This is a genomic window from Bacillus sp. D48C, from assembly GCF_053345735.1.
Genome location: NZ_JBKFAQ010000002.1, coordinates 405,276 through 423,288, shown reverse-complemented (window position 1 = coordinate 423,288; position 18,013 = coordinate 405,276). Strand labels below are relative to the sequence as shown.

Annotated in this window: 17 protein-coding genes, 5 pseudogenes and 1 riboswitch; of the genes and pseudogenes, 13 read left to right on the top strand and 9 right to left on the bottom strand. The window is 33.7% G+C overall.

Translation table 11 applies throughout. The features are described 5' to 3' along the window. Window positions 1–139 precede the first annotated feature (139 nt). Window positions 140–901 carry a class I SAM-dependent methyltransferase gene (locus ACLBXA_RS07320; RefSeq protein ID WP_000817593.1) on the bottom strand — a complete coding sequence of 254 codons (762 nt, stop codon included), beginning with the start codon at window positions 899–901 and terminating at the stop codon, window positions 140–142. Window positions 902–1,064: 163 nt separating this feature from the next. On the opposite strand from ACLBXA_RS07320, the pseudogene ACLBXA_RS07315 reads away from it, so the two are divergent. The 6 genes and pseudogenes from ACLBXA_RS07315 to ACLBXA_RS07290 all read left to right on the top strand — a co-directional run. Continuing rightward, a pseudogene (locus ACLBXA_RS07315) lies at window positions 1,065–1,438 on the top strand (sensor histidine kinase); the annotation flags it as partial. A gap of 230 nt (window positions 1,439–1,668) precedes the next feature. Beyond that, complete coding sequence (locus ACLBXA_RS07310) at window positions 1,669–2,577, top strand: acyl-ACP desaturase (RefSeq protein ID WP_000957093.1); 909 nt, start codon at window positions 1,669–1,671, stop codon at window positions 2,575–2,577. A 216-nt stretch (window positions 2,578–2,793) separates the two neighbouring features. Next, window positions 2,794–3,254: pseudogene (locus ACLBXA_RS07305) on the top strand (CarD family transcriptional regulator). A gap of 546 nt (window positions 3,255–3,800) precedes the next feature. Next, on the top strand, window positions 3,801–3,947 hold the full coding sequence (locus tag ACLBXA_RS07300; RefSeq protein ID WP_000738546.1) for a BC1881 family protein: 147 nt from the start codon (window positions 3,801–3,803) through the stop codon (window positions 3,945–3,947). Between the two features lie 296 nt (window positions 3,948–4,243). After that, window positions 4,244–4,477, top strand: a complete 234-nt coding sequence (locus ACLBXA_RS07295; protein ID WP_000340032.1) for a hypothetical protein — start codon at window positions 4,244–4,246, stop codon at window positions 4,475–4,477. 239 nt (window positions 4,478–4,716) lie between these two features. Continuing rightward, the gene (locus tag ACLBXA_RS07290) at window positions 4,717–4,950 is read left to right on the top strand and encodes a YuzF family protein (RefSeq protein ID WP_000120816.1); all 234 of its coding nucleotides are present in this window, start codon (window positions 4,717–4,719) and stop codon (window positions 4,948–4,950) included. A gap of 59 nt (window positions 4,951–5,009) precedes the next feature. On the opposite strand, the gene ACLBXA_RS07285 is transcribed toward ACLBXA_RS07290, so the two are convergent. Further along, window positions 5,010–5,285, bottom strand: a complete 276-nt coding sequence (locus ACLBXA_RS07285; RefSeq protein WP_001087711.1) for a hypothetical protein — start codon at window positions 5,283–5,285, stop codon at window positions 5,010–5,012. Window positions 5,286–5,711: 426 nt separating this feature from the next. Between ACLBXA_RS07285 and ACLBXA_RS07280 the strand changes: the two genes are divergently transcribed. Next, window positions 5,712–6,662 carry a nucleoside hydrolase gene (locus ACLBXA_RS07280; protein WP_001170286.1) on the top strand — a complete coding sequence of 317 codons (951 nt, stop codon included), beginning with the start codon at window positions 5,712–5,714 and terminating at the stop codon, window positions 6,660–6,662. A 117-nt stretch (window positions 6,663–6,779) separates the two neighbouring features. Here the strand turns inward: ACLBXA_RS07280 and ACLBXA_RS07275 are convergent. The 5 genes and pseudogenes from ACLBXA_RS07275 to ACLBXA_RS07255 all read right to left on the bottom strand — a co-directional run. Continuing rightward, window positions 6,780–7,269: pseudogene (locus ACLBXA_RS07275) on the bottom strand (cytochrome P450); the annotation flags it as partial. Between the two features lie 254 nt (window positions 7,270–7,523). After that, a pseudogene (locus ACLBXA_RS07270) lies at window positions 7,524–7,834 on the bottom strand (tetracycline resistance MFS efflux pump); the annotation flags it as partial. A 10-nt stretch (window positions 7,835–7,844) separates the two neighbouring features. Continuing rightward, window positions 7,845–8,285: pseudogene (locus ACLBXA_RS07265) on the bottom strand (hypothetical protein); the annotation flags it as partial. Between the two features lie 33 nt (window positions 8,286–8,318). Continuing rightward, on the bottom strand, window positions 8,319–8,624 hold the full coding sequence (locus tag ACLBXA_RS07260) for an iron-sulfur cluster biosynthesis family protein (RefSeq protein WP_001026197.1): 306 nt from the start codon (window positions 8,622–8,624) through the stop codon (window positions 8,319–8,321). A 113-nt stretch (window positions 8,625–8,737) separates the two neighbouring features. Beyond that, window positions 8,738–10,204 (bottom strand): amino acid permease, encoded by a 1,467-nt coding sequence (locus tag ACLBXA_RS07255; RefSeq protein WP_001083394.1) that lies wholly within the window; start codon window positions 10,202–10,204, stop codon window positions 8,738–8,740. Between the two features lie 112 nt (window positions 10,205–10,316). Beyond that, window positions 10,317–10,508: riboswitch (Lysine riboswitch) on the bottom strand. A gap of 385 nt (window positions 10,509–10,893) precedes the next feature. Between ACLBXA_RS07255 and ACLBXA_RS07250 the strand changes: the two genes are divergently transcribed. Then, on the top strand, window positions 10,894–11,343 hold the full coding sequence (locus ACLBXA_RS07250) for a GNAT family N-acetyltransferase (RefSeq protein WP_081143301.1): 450 nt from the start codon (window positions 10,894–10,896) through the stop codon (window positions 11,341–11,343). 39 nt (window positions 11,344–11,382) lie between these two features. Here the strand turns inward: ACLBXA_RS07250 and ACLBXA_RS07245 are convergent, their stop codons facing one another. Continuing rightward, window positions 11,383–12,393: a sulfite exporter TauE/SafE family protein gene (locus ACLBXA_RS07245; RefSeq protein ID WP_002082558.1), complete on the bottom strand. Its 1,011-nt coding sequence runs from the start codon at window positions 12,391–12,393 to the stop codon at window positions 11,383–11,385. A 98-nt stretch (window positions 12,394–12,491) separates the two neighbouring features. Between ACLBXA_RS07245 and ACLBXA_RS07240 the strand changes: the two genes are divergently transcribed. From ACLBXA_RS07240 to ACLBXA_RS07220, 5 genes are all read left to right on the top strand, one after another. Then, window positions 12,492–13,289 (top strand): VOC family protein, encoded by a 798-nt coding sequence (locus ACLBXA_RS07240; RefSeq protein WP_000943330.1) that lies wholly within the window; start codon window positions 12,492–12,494, stop codon window positions 13,287–13,289. Window positions 13,290–13,303: 14 nt separating this feature from the next. Continuing rightward, window positions 13,304–14,242: an aminoglycoside phosphotransferase family protein gene (locus tag ACLBXA_RS07235; protein WP_000661761.1), complete on the top strand. Its 939-nt coding sequence runs from the start codon at window positions 13,304–13,306 to the stop codon at window positions 14,240–14,242. A 13-nt stretch (window positions 14,243–14,255) separates the two neighbouring features. Then, window positions 14,256–14,999, top strand: a complete 744-nt coding sequence (locus tag ACLBXA_RS07230) for a metallophosphoesterase family protein (RefSeq protein WP_000357646.1) — start codon at window positions 14,256–14,258, stop codon at window positions 14,997–14,999. A gap of 172 nt (window positions 15,000–15,171) precedes the next feature. Next, window positions 15,172–15,837 (top strand): uridine kinase, encoded by a 666-nt coding sequence (locus ACLBXA_RS07225; RefSeq protein WP_001080476.1) that lies wholly within the window; start codon window positions 15,172–15,174, stop codon window positions 15,835–15,837. A 123-nt stretch (window positions 15,838–15,960) separates the two neighbouring features. Continuing rightward, window positions 15,961–16,785 (top strand): DUF2785 domain-containing protein, encoded by an 825-nt coding sequence (locus ACLBXA_RS07220; RefSeq protein WP_001006698.1) that lies wholly within the window; start codon window positions 15,961–15,963, stop codon window positions 16,783–16,785. A 118-nt stretch (window positions 16,786–16,903) separates the two neighbouring features. On the opposite strand, the gene ACLBXA_RS07215 is transcribed toward ACLBXA_RS07220, so the two are convergent. After that, complete coding sequence (locus ACLBXA_RS07215) at window positions 16,904–17,776, bottom strand: hypothetical protein (RefSeq protein ID WP_001017805.1); 873 nt, start codon at window positions 17,774–17,776, stop codon at window positions 16,904–16,906. Window positions 17,777–18,013 lie beyond the last annotated feature (237 nt).

Below are 18,013 nucleotides of genomic sequence, written 5' to 3'. Positions count from 1 at the left end.
GCGAGGTGATTATATGTTTCAGAAATACAATTTATTGGCCATAATTGTAATATGCATGATATAACTTTTCTTATGGTGAAAGAGTAGAGAATATACGTAAACGGAACAAAAAAGGAGGTGGCTTTGCTACCTCTTTTTGTTAGCTACGAATCGCCTTAATTATAAATCGATGTTGATTCACATCTAAATATCCTTTTTGCAAAATAATCTCATGTATACGATATAACTCCTCAAAGTACTTTTCGACAGTAAAATCAGGAATTTGCCACGGAATTGCTTTTAAATAATAGATGATAGCGCCAATATCATAAAAACGTTGGAAAGGGAATTCTTCTTTTGCTTCTAAAATAGTAAATCCATTTTGGTTTAACTCACTGCATGCAGTTTCGAGAGACCAATTTGCAAACTCACTATTTAGAGGCGTACCCAATTGTTCATTAAGTTCAACGCAATCAAGACCGCCAACTTGTTGTGTAAGAAATATTCCATTAGGAGAAAGTATTCTATTTACCTCAGAAGCAGAATAGGATTCATGTTGATTCAGAATGAAATCAAACTGTTCATTTTGAAATGGTAAAGCAGTATCATCACTTACTGCCACAACTGTAACCCCTAAAGGTTCTAATTTCTTCTGAGCAATTGGCACGTTTGGAGCGTAGCCCTCAGTAGCGAATGTAGTTGACGGGAACGGTTGTAACATAGATAAAAACTCTCCGCCACCAGTACCCATATCGAGCATTGATTCTGCACGTTGCATAAGCTGAAAAGCAGTACTGCCGTACGACCACGATAATGGCTCGCTCTTCATTCGACCCGTTTCTGAAATGAAAGAAAAATCCCAGCCACTAAAGTTTGTATTTGCACTTTCTAATAAAGTTAAAAATAATGGATCACGTTTCATAAATTTGTCCTCCTATTTTTTAATGGATAATATGATGAGAAAAGAAAAAGGGAGGACCTCTTATTAAAATGAAGCAGTTTTATGTTTCATGTTCGAATAGATTCATATAAATTCGCTCCTTGTGAGAATGGTTATTTATATATTCGGGATAAATAAGTGGAAATCCTTTGATCAAGAGCTAGGGAATTTAGTAGATATGACTAAGGAAGTTCTAAATCGCTTGGAAAGCATGATAAGTGATAAAAATATATTAATTGGAATGCACCGAGAGAAATAATCGTTATTCACGAAAAAATATAGATGGAGGAAGCTTTGTTAAACCTGTTGAAGAATGCAATAGAACATTCTAAACCAGGTGGTAACATAATGATTCAGGTCAAAAATTCTCCAATCTATATCGAACCAGTGATCCAAGATTTTGGAGAGGGAATTTTAGCTGAAGAATTACCTCATATTTTTGAACGATTCTATAAATCAAGTAGTTCTAAAAAGCTTGGCTCGAATGGAATTGGGTTGGCACTTGTCAAAGCTATTATTTAGGCTAACTAACATATTGTATGTTTCAGTATCTATTTTATAAAAAAGAAAATAGATGTAACGGTCCTCCTTTTAATAAAAAAATCCTATAAAAATATAGTGCTCTTAAAAAATTTTGTTACAAATTTGTTTTGTTTGACTTTAAAAAAGGAAAGTAATATTTATTTGTAGAAAATTTTTAAGGATAAAAATAGGATGAATATCCATGGTAAGAAAAAGGGGGCACTTAAATGTTAACAAATGATTTAGATTTTCGATTAGAACCACGTTTAAAAGAACTGTATGAACAACATAAAATAAGAGCGCAGAAGATAGACTGGGCTTATCATGAGTTTTTACCATGGGATAAGGGAATGGACTTTAAAAGAGTTCCTTGGGATGAAAGTCAAGTTACTCTCCCTTCTGGTGTAATTACGGCCATTGAAACAGCTTTATTAACAGAAGTGAATTTACCATGGTTTACAACGTATTTATCTGCGACTTTTAAAGGTTCCCTTTCTGTTATTACAGACTTTATTCATACTTGGACCTCAGAAGAGGATCAACATTCGAATTTATTAGAGACATATTTACTACTCACTCGAAGTGTAAACCCTAAACGTATACATGAATTAAGAAAATCAGTCGTTGAGTGTGGATTTGAGCCTGATTTTCATACACCAATCGAAGCCATGACATATACGACGCTACAAGAACTTGCAACAATGGTGTTTTACAATAATGTAGCTAAGGTGGCAAGTAAGCATGATCCAGATCTTGCTACATTATTACGCCGTCTTGCAAAAGATGAAACACTTCATTATGCGTTTTATCGAGACGTTATTCGAACACATTTAGAATTGGAACCAAATTATTGCTACCATATTGCCAATGTGATTAGGAATTTTAAAATGCCAGGTGCCGTCATGCCTGATTTTGAAAATAGAATGGCTGTGATTGCAAAAGAAGCAAACTATGGCCCACTACAATATTTTGATCAAGTACTTGATGTAGTGGTTGAGTATTGGGGGTTAAAAGATTTACGACCAATTGCCCCTCTAGCAGAAAAAGCAAGAATTGAGATTTTGGAGTATCATATAAGATTGAAAAAAATACGGGATCGATTTGGCCGTTTTCAAGGGGAAATTGATCTACGTTAATGGGTGGAGATTTCAGGATATACGCGTATGGATTCCCTTTTCTTTTATTGGAAATCTCGAACGCTCTTTGGTATTTTACGGCTGTTTTACTTGATTTAACTTTTGAAGAAAAAAGTAATTGACACCTAAAATGAACTTGTGATATTATTAAATATTTGATAAAAAACAACATATGTGTTAAGCTTGAAAAGGTTACCACATATGGAGGTGGATTATATGTTTCAAATTGGCGATAACATTGTTTATCCAATGCACGGAGCAGGTATAATTGAAGCCATAGAAGAAAAAGAATTCTCAGGGGAAAAACAACAGTATTATGTCATCAAAATGTCAATCAGTAATATGCAAGTCATGATTCCTACGGGTAAAATATTGAATTCGAATATACGCCCAGTTACTAATATACTTGCATTAAAACACATTATACACATTTTTCAGCATGAAGAATCATGTAAATTACTGCCGTGGAAACAAAGGCATAAAGTGAACACGGACAAAATAAAAACGGGTGAAATACAAGAAGGTGCTGAAGTTGTACGCGATTTAATGCGTATGAAGAAAGAAAAAACACTGAATACAAGTGAAAAAAATTGTTGGATGATGCATATAAGTTTTTGGTCAGTGAACTAGAATTAATTAAAGGAATCACTGAAAATCAAATAAAAAGTTTCTGTTAAGGTTTATTATAGATAATGTATTATATTTCCCGAAAACATCCTGAATTTTTCGAGAATATGATGAGTATTAAAAGTAAATCATTTCAAAGACATTCAATTTCTTCAACTCACTTTTAGAGTAGGAACCTCTTTTGTTATTACTTCAATCTAATCCATTTTTATTTTTAAATTTATTTTACGAACATTCGAAGTTTCATTAAATAACTCGATTAAATAGTCACTTGATTTTTGCAATCCTGATTCACACTGGCACGGACAAGGAGCCGTAAGGATGAAAGAGAGGTAGGGCTTTCATTGTTTTAGGTAATATACTATCTAAGTCATTATTTCTAGAAGAAAAAACAATCAATCTCACCGCCAGCTTTAAGAGTTCCTTACATCTACTGAGACAGTGAATAGTAATTGTTTATCTTCTTTACGTAAAATTGATAAACGAACTGGTAACACCATATGGTAAACTACAAAAAATGGTTTCCAGACCAAGAAACCATTTTTTATTTTATTTACATAACAATAGTAAATTAAGCAGTAAGAAGGAGTCCGCACATGAAAAAAATGTTAACAAAAGAATTAAGTAATGAATTAAAGAAGCGAGAAGGGATTATTTCTATTACAGTTGAGCCTTATGAAAAAATCGAAGTTGGTGGAATTCGTGTAGATGGACCAGCTATTATTCTAATTAATCAAGAATAGGTAAAAATAGTTGCATGCAAGGAGAAAAGGATCAGCCTTTAAGAAAAGGGGGATCCTTTTTGCTTGCTGCAGCTAATATGGGATATACATAACTTTTATCTGATGTGTTGGGGTTAAAAGGAAGGAGAGGATGGAGATTATCATGGTGGAAAGCTTAATATTGGTAGGATTTCTTTTTACGTTATATAAATTAGTTGATAAAAAAACAAACTAATTATTTAAAACGATAGATTGTTTCCTTTTTAAGGGCGAGATTTATCTGAGAGTGAAATGGATCATCTAAAGGAGGAATTAAAATGGATGCAAGGAAAGAACGCATAAAATACGAGAAGATGTCAAAGAATTATGATCGTATTTATTTAGTTTCGTTTATCCTATTAATTGTACTTGTTTGTAGTAGTGTGATTATCATAGGAGCTACAGGCGGAAAATATGGAGTGTTTTTATTGTTAGCAATTTTACTTAACGCACGTATTACGAAAGAATCTCAAAAAAAGTATGAGCACTATTCTAATAAAGGGCGTATTTAAAATGATACATAACCAGAAAGGAACAACCTAGATGTATATTCAAAATATCCCTTTATCATCTCCTATTAACTAGTAAAAGTAACTTTATATAAATCATTTTTTTAGCAATGTAGAAATAGAAACCGTACCCTATTAAAATGTTATTTCCGTCCATATAATGAATTATCCTTCTAGCATATTTATAAGATTTATATCATATATTAGTAGAAAGAATGCAAGTTAGAAAGGAGTTTTATAGAATGAGTTATTTGGAGGGAAATGACTTTAGTAAACAAAATATGGTAAGTGTGCCTAATCCCTATGTATATCAGACATTACAATCAGTAATTGGTAAACATGTGGTTATTGAAACTGTAAGAGGCAATATAAGAGGTAAATTAAAGGATGTGAAACTAGATCATTTGCTCATTGAAGATACGGTGCCATATATTGTACGCATTCAACAAATTGTATGGATTATGCCAAAACAATAATCACATGTAATTTGATTTATAATAGATTAGCATTATAAATCAAATAAAAACACAGGGTTTTATCTCTGTGTTTCTTCAAATTTTCGTTTTTGGATATATGCTTGAGCATGGATAATTTCTTTCTGAAGTTCTTTTAATTCTTCCATAGATCCAGATTCAATCCTCATGTACGTAGTAACTAGACTAATCATCATATCCATCTTCTCTACTATATTTTGAATGACCTGTTCAGATTGCTCTTTTTTAGGGTGTTGTATTGCTATTAGAGCATTTTCTATATAATTGTTCTTTCTTTGCTGGATATCATAAATAAACTGTTTTGTGTTTGAGTTCATTTGTTATTCCTCCGTTTTGGATATACTTCTATTCTATCATATTTGAATGGTGAATATTAGATTCCCCTAAATATACACCTGTCACATACATCTCCTCAAATATAGAAACTAATTCCTTAACGTACAGGGAGCTAATCAAAATATGTTAATTTTGTGTCTAAACGTACAATTTTCGTTTTTGATATGGTGAGCCCTAATTGTAGTGCCCAATCCGATGTAAATTCCTCAATAACAACAGATTTTTCCATATCTCTAATACCCTTATGTATTTTGTGCTTGAATATAATATCAGATTTAGATAAGCAAAACTATTTCAAGTGAATAGAATCCACTCTTTAAGAATACATAAAAAATATATATAAAAGCGTATTCTAATCACTGCATCATTGGTGAAAGTAGAATTCTATAAATTTTGGAGGAAGAGATATGCAAAAAAAGGTTCTCCTGTTTACAGATTTAGGGATTGATGATGCGTTTGCTATACTGTACACCTTTTTTCGTAAAGACATTCAACTTGTAGGAATTGTGGCCGATTATGGAAATGTATCAAGAGAAGATGTAATAAGAAATATTAACTATTTAAAGTACATTGCGGGAAGAGAAGAAATACCTGTATTCCTTGGTGCTTCTGTACCGTTGACAGGTATAGTGATTCAGTATTTCCCTGAGGTACATGGAAAAGTTGGATTAGGACCTATTATTCCACCTGAAATTTCATATCCAGTTTATCCTTTAAATGATATTTATCAAATTATAGAATCAAATTTAGAAGATCTTACAATTATCAATTTAGGAAGACTTTCTTCGCTAGCTACGACTTTTGTATTAAATTTAGAAACAATGCGAAATGTAAGAGAATGCATTTGCATGGGGGGAGCTTTTTTCTATCCAGGTAACGTAACTGCTGTGGCTGAAGCTAATTTTTACGCAGACCCGTATGCAGCAAACTTAATTCTGCAGCATGCAAAGAACTTGACGATTATTCCTTTAAATGTGACTCAACACGCGATTGTTACACCCGAAATGGTCCAGCAAATTGATGCATTTCATCGGAGTACACAGGATCTTGCAGGACTCATCATCAAACCTATGTTAGATTATTATTATAATTTCTACTCCAAGTCTAATCCTGGTATAAGTGGAAGTCCTATGCATGATTTTGTAACAGTTTGGTATTTGCTAAATCAAGACGCTGTTAGTCTTTCAAGAGTACCTATTAAAGTAATCCCTGATCAAGGAGAAGGATTTGGTCAAAGCATTGCAGATTTTCGTTTTGTTACTAATCCAGGCTATAAAACGCATAATGTAGCTTTTCAGTTTGATTATGAAAAATTTAAGAAAGATATTATGGAAACGTTCCTAAAGAAGAGAGTGTAATAGACTTTATTAACTTCAGATAATACGGATTATGAGAATCAAATGTCACTTAACTTAACTGTAAATATCAAATTAACAAAACAAGTTCCCCTAAAATAAAAAAGACGTTGACTTCTCTATGTAATTAACTGTCGTTTCATGTCCAGCGATGATGAATAGCCAAATTGTCGAAAGAAGCTCGTTCTTATTCAACTTGTTTTCTTGCTCTCTTGTTTGAATGAGATCGTTTATCAAATCAGAATCAGGATTTAGACGCTTTTCGTTAAGTAATGTCTCAATGTAATGAATAAACTTTTAAGTGTTGTTTTAACTTCAGTTCCCTGAATAGGTTCCACAGAGGTGTCCATGAGTTTTTTGTCTATTTGCGGAACTGGTTTCGATCAGTGGCGGGAATCCCAAGCACCTCTGAAATGAAAATAATGGGTAGTGGTTAAGCAAAATCTGCAATAATTTCCATCTTTCCTTGTTCTTGTACAGCAACTAACAATTCGTCGGCAAGTTGCTGAATACGGGAACGAAGGTCCTCAATCATACGTGGTATAAAGGGTTTAGAGACCATCCGACGCAGGCGAGTATGATTAGGAGGATCTACCGTAAGCATATTCGGACTCTAGATTCTACAACATTTCAACTTACAGACAAGTTTTCTTGACATATACATTATTTTAGACAAGCCTTTTATAATGCATATAGGGTAAATTGTTAAATTTTGATTTTTTATATGTAAAATGATAATAAAGTTATTTAATTTCAAAAGTCCAAATAAGTATAACCCGATCTAAATTTAGATCGGGGTTAAAAATATAGTTGTTTAATCTTGATGTAAGAAACGTCACTAGATTGAAAAATATAACAAAAAAGTTATTGAAAAATGAATCTTTTCACTTGATATATATTTCTTCTGGAGCATTTATACATTTTCATAGTAACCAACCAGCTAATCAATATGATTCCTGCAAAAAGTAATAGTAAATTACTATACAAATGAGTGAAAGAATTAGCATTCATAGGTAGTAATTTTCGGTTTAGCAAATGTATCGATAATAATCCACCTACAATCGCAATCCCCATTCCTTTCGTTAGAAAGCCTGGGAAATTAAGCAAACTCATTCTAGTACCAGCAGCCTTTTGTTCCAAACTACTGAAACACTGATAGAGATAACTGTTTTGGTCATGAACTCACTGTTGTAATATGTCTAGTGTGTCTTCATGGTATGTTTCAAGAAAAGGCCGAATGGCATATTCAGCGTTATTCCTTTTCGTTATTTCATACATGGTGTTGAATGAGGTTTCAAAATCGTTCAGACCATATTTTTCAACGTATTTTGCGATAGGCATGTACATATATCCGTTTGTGAATGTGCCTACTTCTGTTGTATTTTCTGGTCCTAATGTTTTCAGTAATATATGTATTGCTACATTAAAATCTTTTTGTAAAGCATTGTGTAATTCATCTGCTATTACTTCAATACGTTGTTTTAACTCTAAATTTTCAACTTTATATGTTACAGAATCTACAAAGATTCTTTTAGAAAAATTAGGATCGTGTTTACAAATAGAATCAGCTATTTTCTCTGCTAATTCTTCATTAAATAAAAATTTTAACGGAACATATTTACCCATTTTTTCACCTCGGTGGTCAAATGAAAACAATTTTTATTTTTTAATCGACAATCCATAAACTAAAGTCTCACTCGGAGTCGTAATACTAAAACCTGTCGTCTTATAATCAAGTTTCACTGTATCACCAGTGTATTCTTTCGTGAATGAATCCATTTGTACGATAAGCTCTACATCTTCATATACAACATCATCTGCGTTATATGTATCCCAAATTAAATCGACATCAACGAAAATACTACAAGAGTTCGTCATTGTTCCTCTAATGCGAACGATCTTTTTATCTTCACGTTCTAATCTACGTATAGCTGCTTTTGCTTCATCAGTAATACGAATGTTCATTGTATCCCAACCTTTATTTATATTTCCTTTATTATTGCAAAAACAGGAGCAATAATAAAGGAAAGAGGTTTGCAACAAAAAACGAGCAAACAAATTTGTTTGCTCGTTTCACTTTATTTTAGTTCACATTTATCAAGTGGAATCACTTTTGTTTTTTTCGTAAATTTATAACCTAACCATAGTACTAAGAAGAGTGGTAAACCGATGTAAGAAACGAGTACACCGTTCCAATCAATTGCTTCACCCATAAATGCGCCGTAGTTTTGTCCTAAAATTACGATGATACAAAGTGTAAATGCGAAGATTGGACCGAATGGGAACCATTTTGCTCTATACGGTAAGTCTTTTAAATCTTTTCCTTGTGCGATATATGCTTTACGGAAACGGTAATGACTAATTGCAATTCCGACCCATGCGATAAAACCAGACATTCCAGATGCGTTTAATAACCAAATGTATACAACACCGTCACCGAATAAAGAAGCAATGAAAGCAATACTACCAACAATTGACGTTACGATTAATGCGTTAACAGGTACACCGCGGCTATCTAATTTACCAAGAAACTTTGGTGCTTTTCCTTGGCGAGCTAAGTCCCAAAGCATACGAGTTGATGCATACATACCAGAGTTACCAGCAGATAGTACAGCAGTTAAAATAACAGCGTTCATAACAGAAGCAGCAAAGGCAACGCCCGCTTTTTCAAAAATAAGTGTAAACGGACTTACTGTTACATCACTTGCAGCAAGGCTTTCAGTTGTATAAGGAATTAGTAAACCGATAACGAGAATCGCAAGGATATAGAATAAAAGAATACGCCAAAAGATTGAACGAATTGCTTTTGGGATATTACGTTCTGGATCAGATGTTTCACCAGCAGCTACTCCTAATAATTCAGTTCCTTGGAAGGAGAAACCAGCTGCCATAAATACACCGATAATTGCCATGATACCGCCGTTAAATGGTGCATCTGCAACTGTGAAGTTTTTAAATCCAACAGTTTCGCCGCCCATAATTCCGAAAATCATCATGAAACCAACAATTAAAAAGATAATAATAGTAACTACTTTAATAAGTGCGAACCAATATTCAGATTCACCAAACCCTTTAACAGATAAATAGTTTAAAAGGAAAATAATAGCTAAACATAATCCACTCCAAATAAGAGAAGGAGTATCTGGGAACCAAAATTTCATAATTAATGTTACAGCTGCAAGTTCAGCAGCAATCGTAATTGCCCAGTTATACCAATAGTTCCATCCAAGTGCAAAGCCAAGTGATGGATCAACAAATTTTGTTGCATACGTACTAAAAGATCCAGTAACAGGCATGTAAGCTGCAAGTTCAGCTAAGCTTGTCATTAAAAAATAAACCATAATTCCAATTGCGGCGTATGCAATTAATGCGCCACCAGGTCCAGCTGTATGGATGACACCACCGCTGGCAAGAAATAGTCCGGTACCAATTGTACCACCGAGAGAAATCATCGTAAGGTGACGAGATTTTAATCCGCGTTTTAATTCACCTTGTCCTTGTGTAGTTTGCGTTTTAGAGGTAGATTGATTTGTTGCGCTATTCATGTTCAACACTCCTTTTCTTGTAGGTTAGGAAGGAGCGGGGGAGAAAAATACAAAAAACCGCCAAAGGAATTTGGCGGAACGTTTCACAAATAACCACCCCATCATACCCTTCCGTTAAGATAGCACCCCACGTTTACACGGTAATTTGTAAACGTGACAGTTCTGTTCCTTTCGGAGACAGCCCCAGCTCATATTTCCAGAGAAGAAATATAAACTTCGGCAACCTTTCCTTTCAAACGGAGTTGGTGACATTCTCTGTGTCTCGTCCGTTTTACTCATAAAAGTCGCAACCTCTACCTCATCGGATTGATGAGGATTTGATATATTGCTAAGATTTTTAATATATGGCAATTGTAATGACTTTCTGAATATATTGCAAGATATTTTGTTAGGAAAAGTCAAAAAATATCGGTTATTGTATAGGAAACGCTTGCAAAACTCCACCCGAACCTACTATTATGTAGCAATAAGCAAAGAAAAAATTGTTATACAAATGTTTCGCAAAAAATATTGAAAAACCCTCTAAATTAAAAGAAAATTCAGAAAAATATAATTCGACATAACTATCAAAAGAGGATTATTCCTTAAATTCGTTTCAAAGAATAAGTATAAATTTAACGGATAGAATGAATATTCTTTTTATTTTTAGTAAAATTGAGGTATTGTTTAATTGAAAAGGGGAAATCAATATGAAATTAGAAACAGAAAGGCTCTATATAGTGCCGTGTACAGAAGAGAGGATTCAAATTGCTAACGAGCAAGGATATAATAGCGGTCCGCATATTGTAGGGCATGTAAAGAATGTAAAACGAGATGCAGCTATATTACCATGGGGTGCGTGGTATGTTCTTCGGAAAGAAGATGATAGCTTTTTAGGTGATATTGGGTTTAAAGGGAAACCAAACGAGAAGCAAACAGTAGAAATTGGCTATGGATTTATTGAGAAATATTGGAATCAGGGCTATGCAACAGAAGCTGTAAGAGAACTAATCGATTGGGCTTTCAAAACAGGAGAGGTAGAAACAATAATTGCAGAGACACTCCTAGATAACTATAGTTCGATTCGTGTTTTAGAAAAGTTACATATGAAGAGAGTAAATGCTACAGAAACGATGATTAATTGGAAAATAGAAAAATAAAAAATACCGCTCGAAGTATATCGGGCGGTATTTTTATCGTTATGGTAGCATTTGTTTTTGATCATTCGGATATCCGGCTGTCGATGCGTTAGAACGCTTGGAATGATTGCGAACAGCAATGAAAATAGAAATAATAACGACAAGACCAACTGCCACGTAAGAAAGTGAAATAATAGTTGGATCCACTTTAAATGTAGTCAGCAGTGTACGTATATTCGTAAAGATAATAAGACCACCAACTAATACCCCAAGTAAATGTGCTGGAACGATACGAACTAACCATGCAGCAATTGGAGCTGCGACAATACCGCCAAGCATTAAGGCAAATACCCAAACCCAGCTTACTTGTTCCCAGCCAAGTGAGATGAAGAAACCAATTGTTGCAGCGAGTGAAACAGGAAATTCACTCGTATCTACAGATCCAATAACTTTTCTAGCTTCATTTCCTCTTGCTAGAAGAACGGGTGTCGTAATCGGCCCCCAGCCACCGCCACCAGTTGAATCAACGAATCCAGCAAATAAACCAAGCGGCACAAGTTGTTTTGCAGACATACGCTTATTTGAAGCAACAATTTGTTTTTGAAGGACGAATCGTAATAAAATATAAACCCCTAAAGTAAATAAAAAAACGGAAATGTACGGTTTAATTACATCGCCAGGTAAATTACTTAAAAAACATGCCCCAACAAATGCACCAATTGCTCCAGGTAATGTAAGTCTGGAAACTGTATATTTATCAACGTTTCCAAATTTGATATGAGATGCACCGGAAGCGGCGGTTGTAACGACTTCAGCTAAATGAACAGAAGCGGAAGCTACAGCCGGTGCGATACCAAACATTAATAATAGTGAGGTAGATGTTACCCCATACGCCATTCCAAGTGCCCCATCAATCAATTGAGCGAAAAATCCGATAATAGCAAAGACAATTAATTTCTGCATAAATAATCCCCCTGTAATAATAAATGAAAAAGGCACTTTTCCCGTATGAGAAAAGTGCCTTTGGTTTTTCCAATCAGCAATAATTAAATTTGTTTCATTATAATACATATTAATCGTATAAATCAACTGGGTTTTAAAGTTTTTTGAATTGAATGAAAGAAAAATAAAATATACAATAAAAGGATGGAGAGAAAGGGGAGAAGGACATGTTGCGATTTGATCATCTAGTACACGCCGTACATTGTACACCGGAAGAAGCGGCAAAACAAATGCAGGCGCACGGATTTTATACTGCAATAGGTGGAGAGCATATTACTTGGGGTACTTGGAATAGTTTATGTTATTTTGATTTATCATATATCGAATTTTTAGCAGTGCAGCATGAAGAAAAAGCGAAAGAAGCAGACAATCCATTAGTACAAGAAACAGTAGTGAAATTACAAGACGGAGAAGGAATGCTGCAAATCGCAATTCGAACAGATGCAATTGAAGACCTAGCAGTAAAGTTTAGTAAGCACGGTTTACATACGATAGGACCATTTGAAGGGAAACGTATGAGAAAAGATGGCCGCCTTTTAGAATGGAAAATGTTATTTGTAAAGCAAGAAGAGAACGGACCGAAATTACCTTTCTTTATACAATGGAATGAAACGGACGAAGAAAGAAGAAATGATTTACGTAACATTGGAACAATCACGGAACATAAAAATAAAGTACAACAAATTGAAACGATCCATTATGCAGTGAAAAACGTTCGAGAAACGGTGCGGAAATGGAAAGAAGTAATGGGGCTATCTACAAGCTCAGTTGTGAAAAGTGAAAAATGGAATGCCGAGTGTCAAAGTGTAGTATTTGGAGATATTCATGTGCAGTTTTGTGAGCCGATTGGAGAAGGGCTAGTGCTAGAACATCTGAATAAGAATGGCGAAAATCCTTTTGCAGTGGAGTTTAAAGGTGAAAATAAACGAGAGCATGAAGTGTTACATAGTTTGTACATATATTGATAGAGGTGAACGTTGTGAAGGAAATGCTTAGAGAGATAGAGAGTAAACTAGAATGGCCTCGTATTGTAAAGTGTACAGTTATTTCAAAAGGTTTTTCACATGAAGAGAAATATAAAATAGAATTAGAAAACAGAGTAACATATTTTGTGAAAGTATGTGATGCTGTTCATTTTGAACGTAAACAAGAAGAATATATGTATATGAAACAATTAGAGTCATTACATATTCCAACGCCTAAGTTAATTCATTTTATAAAACTTGAACAAATAAATAAATGTGTTCAAGTATTTGAATGGATCCAAGGTATAAATGGTGAAGAAGGTTTAGGGAAGCTATCCGTGGAAGAACAGTACCATGCAGGAAGAAAAGCAGGAGAAGTACTAAAGAGGATTCACTCAATTGAAAGAGAAAGTGCAAGTAATAAATGGGAAACAGTTCGATGGAATAAATACGAAAGATACGTAGAAGCGTTAGCAAATTATGAAATAGACTTCCTTGATTTGAAGCCAGTATTAAGATTTGTAGGGGAGCATAAACAATTATTGAAAAATCGCCCTATTACCTTTTTACACGATGACTTCCATCCAGCAAATAGTATGATTCATAATAAGGAGTTTATCGTTATCGATTTTGGTGGATATGATTTTGGTGATCCAATACATGATTTTTATAACGTAGCGATTTTTACTACAAGAATAAGTAAACCATTTGCGGTTGGACAAGTTCACGGATATTGCGGAGGCGAACCGTCGCTTCATTTTTGGAAACTGTACTCATTATATGCAGCAATGACATTCCCAGCTGATATCGTATGGACAAACCGAAGCACGCCACATTTAGTAAATGATATGAAGGAAAGATTGAACGGAATTTTAGAAGATCATAATCATTTTTCATCCTATATTCCAAAATGGTATCAATCACAACATGAGGATATAATAAACTATAAGTAATGGAGGGATTCATTTGGATAAAATAGCGGTAATTTCAGATATACATGGTAATATTCCAGCATTAGAATCTGTACTGCAAGATATTAAATTAAGAGGAATCGAGCGCGTCGTGTGTCTTGGAGATTTAGTCGGAAAAGGTCCTCATTCTAGCGAAGTGATTGAAATCATTCGTAAAGAATGTGAAGGAGTTGTAATGGGGAACTGGGATGATTTCATTACAAAACCGACTGAATTTGAAACGTTAAAATGGCATCAAAAACAATTATCGGAAGAACAAAATGACTATTTAAGAAGCTTACCATTTTCAATCGAATTTTTTATGAGCGGCAAACTGATCCGTATGTTCCACGCTTCACCGAGAAGTTTATATGAAAGAATTCAACCACATGCCTCAAGAGAAGAGCGTATTAGTATGTTCGAAAATAGTGAGCTCACAGAGAATATAGAAGGGGAAAGAAAACCAGATGTCGTTTGTTACGGTGACGTTCACCAAGCGTTCGTTCAAAATTTCAGAGGGAAAACGTTATGTAATGCCGGTAGCGTAGGAAACCCACTTGAAATAACACAAGCTTCCTATTTAATATTTGAAGGAACTTACAATGAAAAAGAAGCAGCGAGCTTTTCTATTCAACTCGTACGAGTACCGTATGATATTGAATTAGCTATCAGGCTGGCAGAAGAGCTCGATATGCCAGAAATTGAAGAATACAAACAAGAGTTACGGACTGCTTTATATCGAGGGTTTAAGGGGAAGTAAGCCAATCATAATATATCAACGATTTTTCAAATATATCTATCATAACTTAAAATATATCAACGATTTTTTCAATATATCAACGATTCGACAAAGGATATCGACTTACCGACAAATAGTGACATAAAAGTTAATTATAATTTTGTTATGTAAACTAAATGAAGGGAGAAATATCATGAACCGAAAACAATGTATAAAAGAAATTGCTAATCATATTTTAATGTTAAATTTAACGCACCCAACAAGAGTTGGAGTAAGCGGTATTACAGCATCAGGAAAAACAACATTTGCAAACGAATTAGCGGAAGAAATAAAAAAACGAGGGTTACCAGTAACGTGCGCTAGCATTGACGATTTTCATAACTCAAAAGTGATTCGTTATACACAAGGTAAAGAATCTGCAAGAGGGTATTATGAAGATGCACACGATTATACAGCTTTCAAAGAAAGGTTATTAAAACCTTTAGGACCTAATGGGAATTTACAGTATGAAACGATCTCTCATAATTTAAAAACGGATATTCCTGTACATAATGAGCCGTTAATGGCTCAACCCAATATGGTACTCATAGTAGATGGAACATTTCTATTGAAAAAAGACGTTGAGTATTTATTTGATTACAAAATCTTTGTAGATACAGATTTTGAGATTGCGAGAAAACGTGGTGCAAAGCGCGAGACTGAGGCTTTTGGAAGTTATGAAGAAGCTGAGAAAATGTTTTTAAACAGATATCATGCGGCCTGTAAGATGTATATAGATGAGCATAATCCGAAAAGTTGTGCGGATGTTGTATTTCAGAATAGTGATTTAGGAAATCCAGAAGTTATATTTCATGAATGAGCGTATTACATAATCAGAAATATATGTATAGCCTTTTGTTTATTGTTATAATTAAATTAATTTTATGAAGCAAATAAAAGGGGATAAGACAATAAAAAACGCAAAAAGGGGACAAGAAATATAATGAATGAAGTACTAGAACTAAAAGAAGAACTACTACAAATTAAAAATAATAATTATGCTGTACCAGAAGACGTAGATGCTTATCCATATGCACAGTGGATGTTAGATTATATCGGGTCAACTGATGCTGAATTACGCGATGATTTAATTTATAGTACGCTTCACAAATGGATTACAAATGATGTGTTTAGACAAAAAGAATTACGAGGATTAATGCTGCAAGCAATTAGCCCTGATTATTTATTTTATAAAATTGGTGAAAAGGGAACAGATTCTGTCTTTAAACGTGCATTTTCTGTATTAATTCCACCACTTATTTTATCTGTTCATGAAAGAGAACCATTGTTATCTGAAGAACAACTGTACAGTGTGGCAGAACAAGTGCTGGAATATGTATATTTAGAAGAAGATGTAAGAGGCTACGTAGAAGGAAAAGGCTGGGCACACTCTACTGCACATGCAGCAGATGCGCTCGATGCTTTAGCACGTACAATCCAAAATCGTGAGTTCTCATATGCAATACTAGCTGCTGTTCGCCAGAAGGTACGCTTACATGACTACGTATACATTCACTTTGAGGATGAGAGATTAGTAGCACCAATTATGTCGTTACGTAACCAAAATCTTTTAACTGAAGAAGAGTGGAGCAACTGGTTACATAGTATAGCAATTGTTGAAGACATCCCGCATCCTCAATATGATATTTTAGTACAAAATATTAGAGCTTTCTTAAGAAGTTTATATTTTAGAGTTTTAGAGACAGAGGGTAGTACAGCCTTTACAGAGGATATATTGGAGACTTTGAAAGGGTTGCGTAGGTATTAAAAATAGGAATATAAGAAAAGAATAAGAGTAAAAAACCGATTATACTTGTAGGCCCTCTACAAAAATAATCGGTTTTTTAGTTGAATTGAAATTTTAGACTTAACTATACACGAGTGTATTAAATATGTAATTGTGGTTGTTCTTCATATAAACTATTCACGTACTGTTTTAAATTCTTGATGAATAATAGAATATCTTGACTAGGCATTCTAGCATGTAGAAGATGAAATATATTTCCTTTCCCAATTTCAAATTCATCCGAAGTTAAAGTAATAGGGATGTTTTTAAAAACATGCCATGGGAAATATAAGTGTACAAAAGCTTCTCTAAAATATATACCTGATTGACAAATTAATACCCCATCCGATCCTTTCCCCATATTCCCAAGAACAGATGTATCTAAAAAAGCGATGATCTGTTCTTCTTTTGGAATGATAAATCGTGCCTCAATTGCTTTTAACTTTTTTTCTGAAATATGAGTGTCTACAAATAATCCATTATCAGGTTCTAATAATTCATTGTGCGTTTCAAATAAAGAGCAAATAGATTTTATCTCATCCATTTTTATAATTGGATGTATATCCTGTTGTTTTGAATTTTGGAATGAATTCGTAAGAGCTATTAGCAATTCTTTAAATAATAGTGGGGGATAGTCACTCCCGTTAATATTGAAACTTTTTTGTGCATCAAAAGATAAGAAACCATCTTTATCAATTTCAATTTGTTGCACTTTATTTAATTGTTCCCATTTCAAATTTCCTTTACCTAATAACCAATTTTTCCAGTATAAACCCGAACTCGTAAAGTAAACACCATACTTGCCTGATCCTAATAAATTACAACTTAAAAAAGCGACAATTTGATCTTCCGTTGGTATAGAAAAACGTTTTTGAGCAATTGATAAGAAATCTTTAGGAATTCTAGTAACATAAAATCTAGATTGTTGAAACTCTAAACAAATATTAGTTAAACGATTAAAATCTATATTCATCTTAACCATTCCCCATTTCAAATTTTGTTTCGATATATTAAATTATAAGGTTGTTAGGAAAATATTAACACTTAAATTTACCTTAAATTAATAAGTAGAGGGTTTATAAAATAAATTTATATTAGGATAAAATTATGATTTGCATTATATATTTGGAGTAGTAAAGTCTTGTTAAGTTAATAAAAAGGTACATAAAACCAACACCTCCCAACCATACTAAAAAATGTGTTGGAGGTG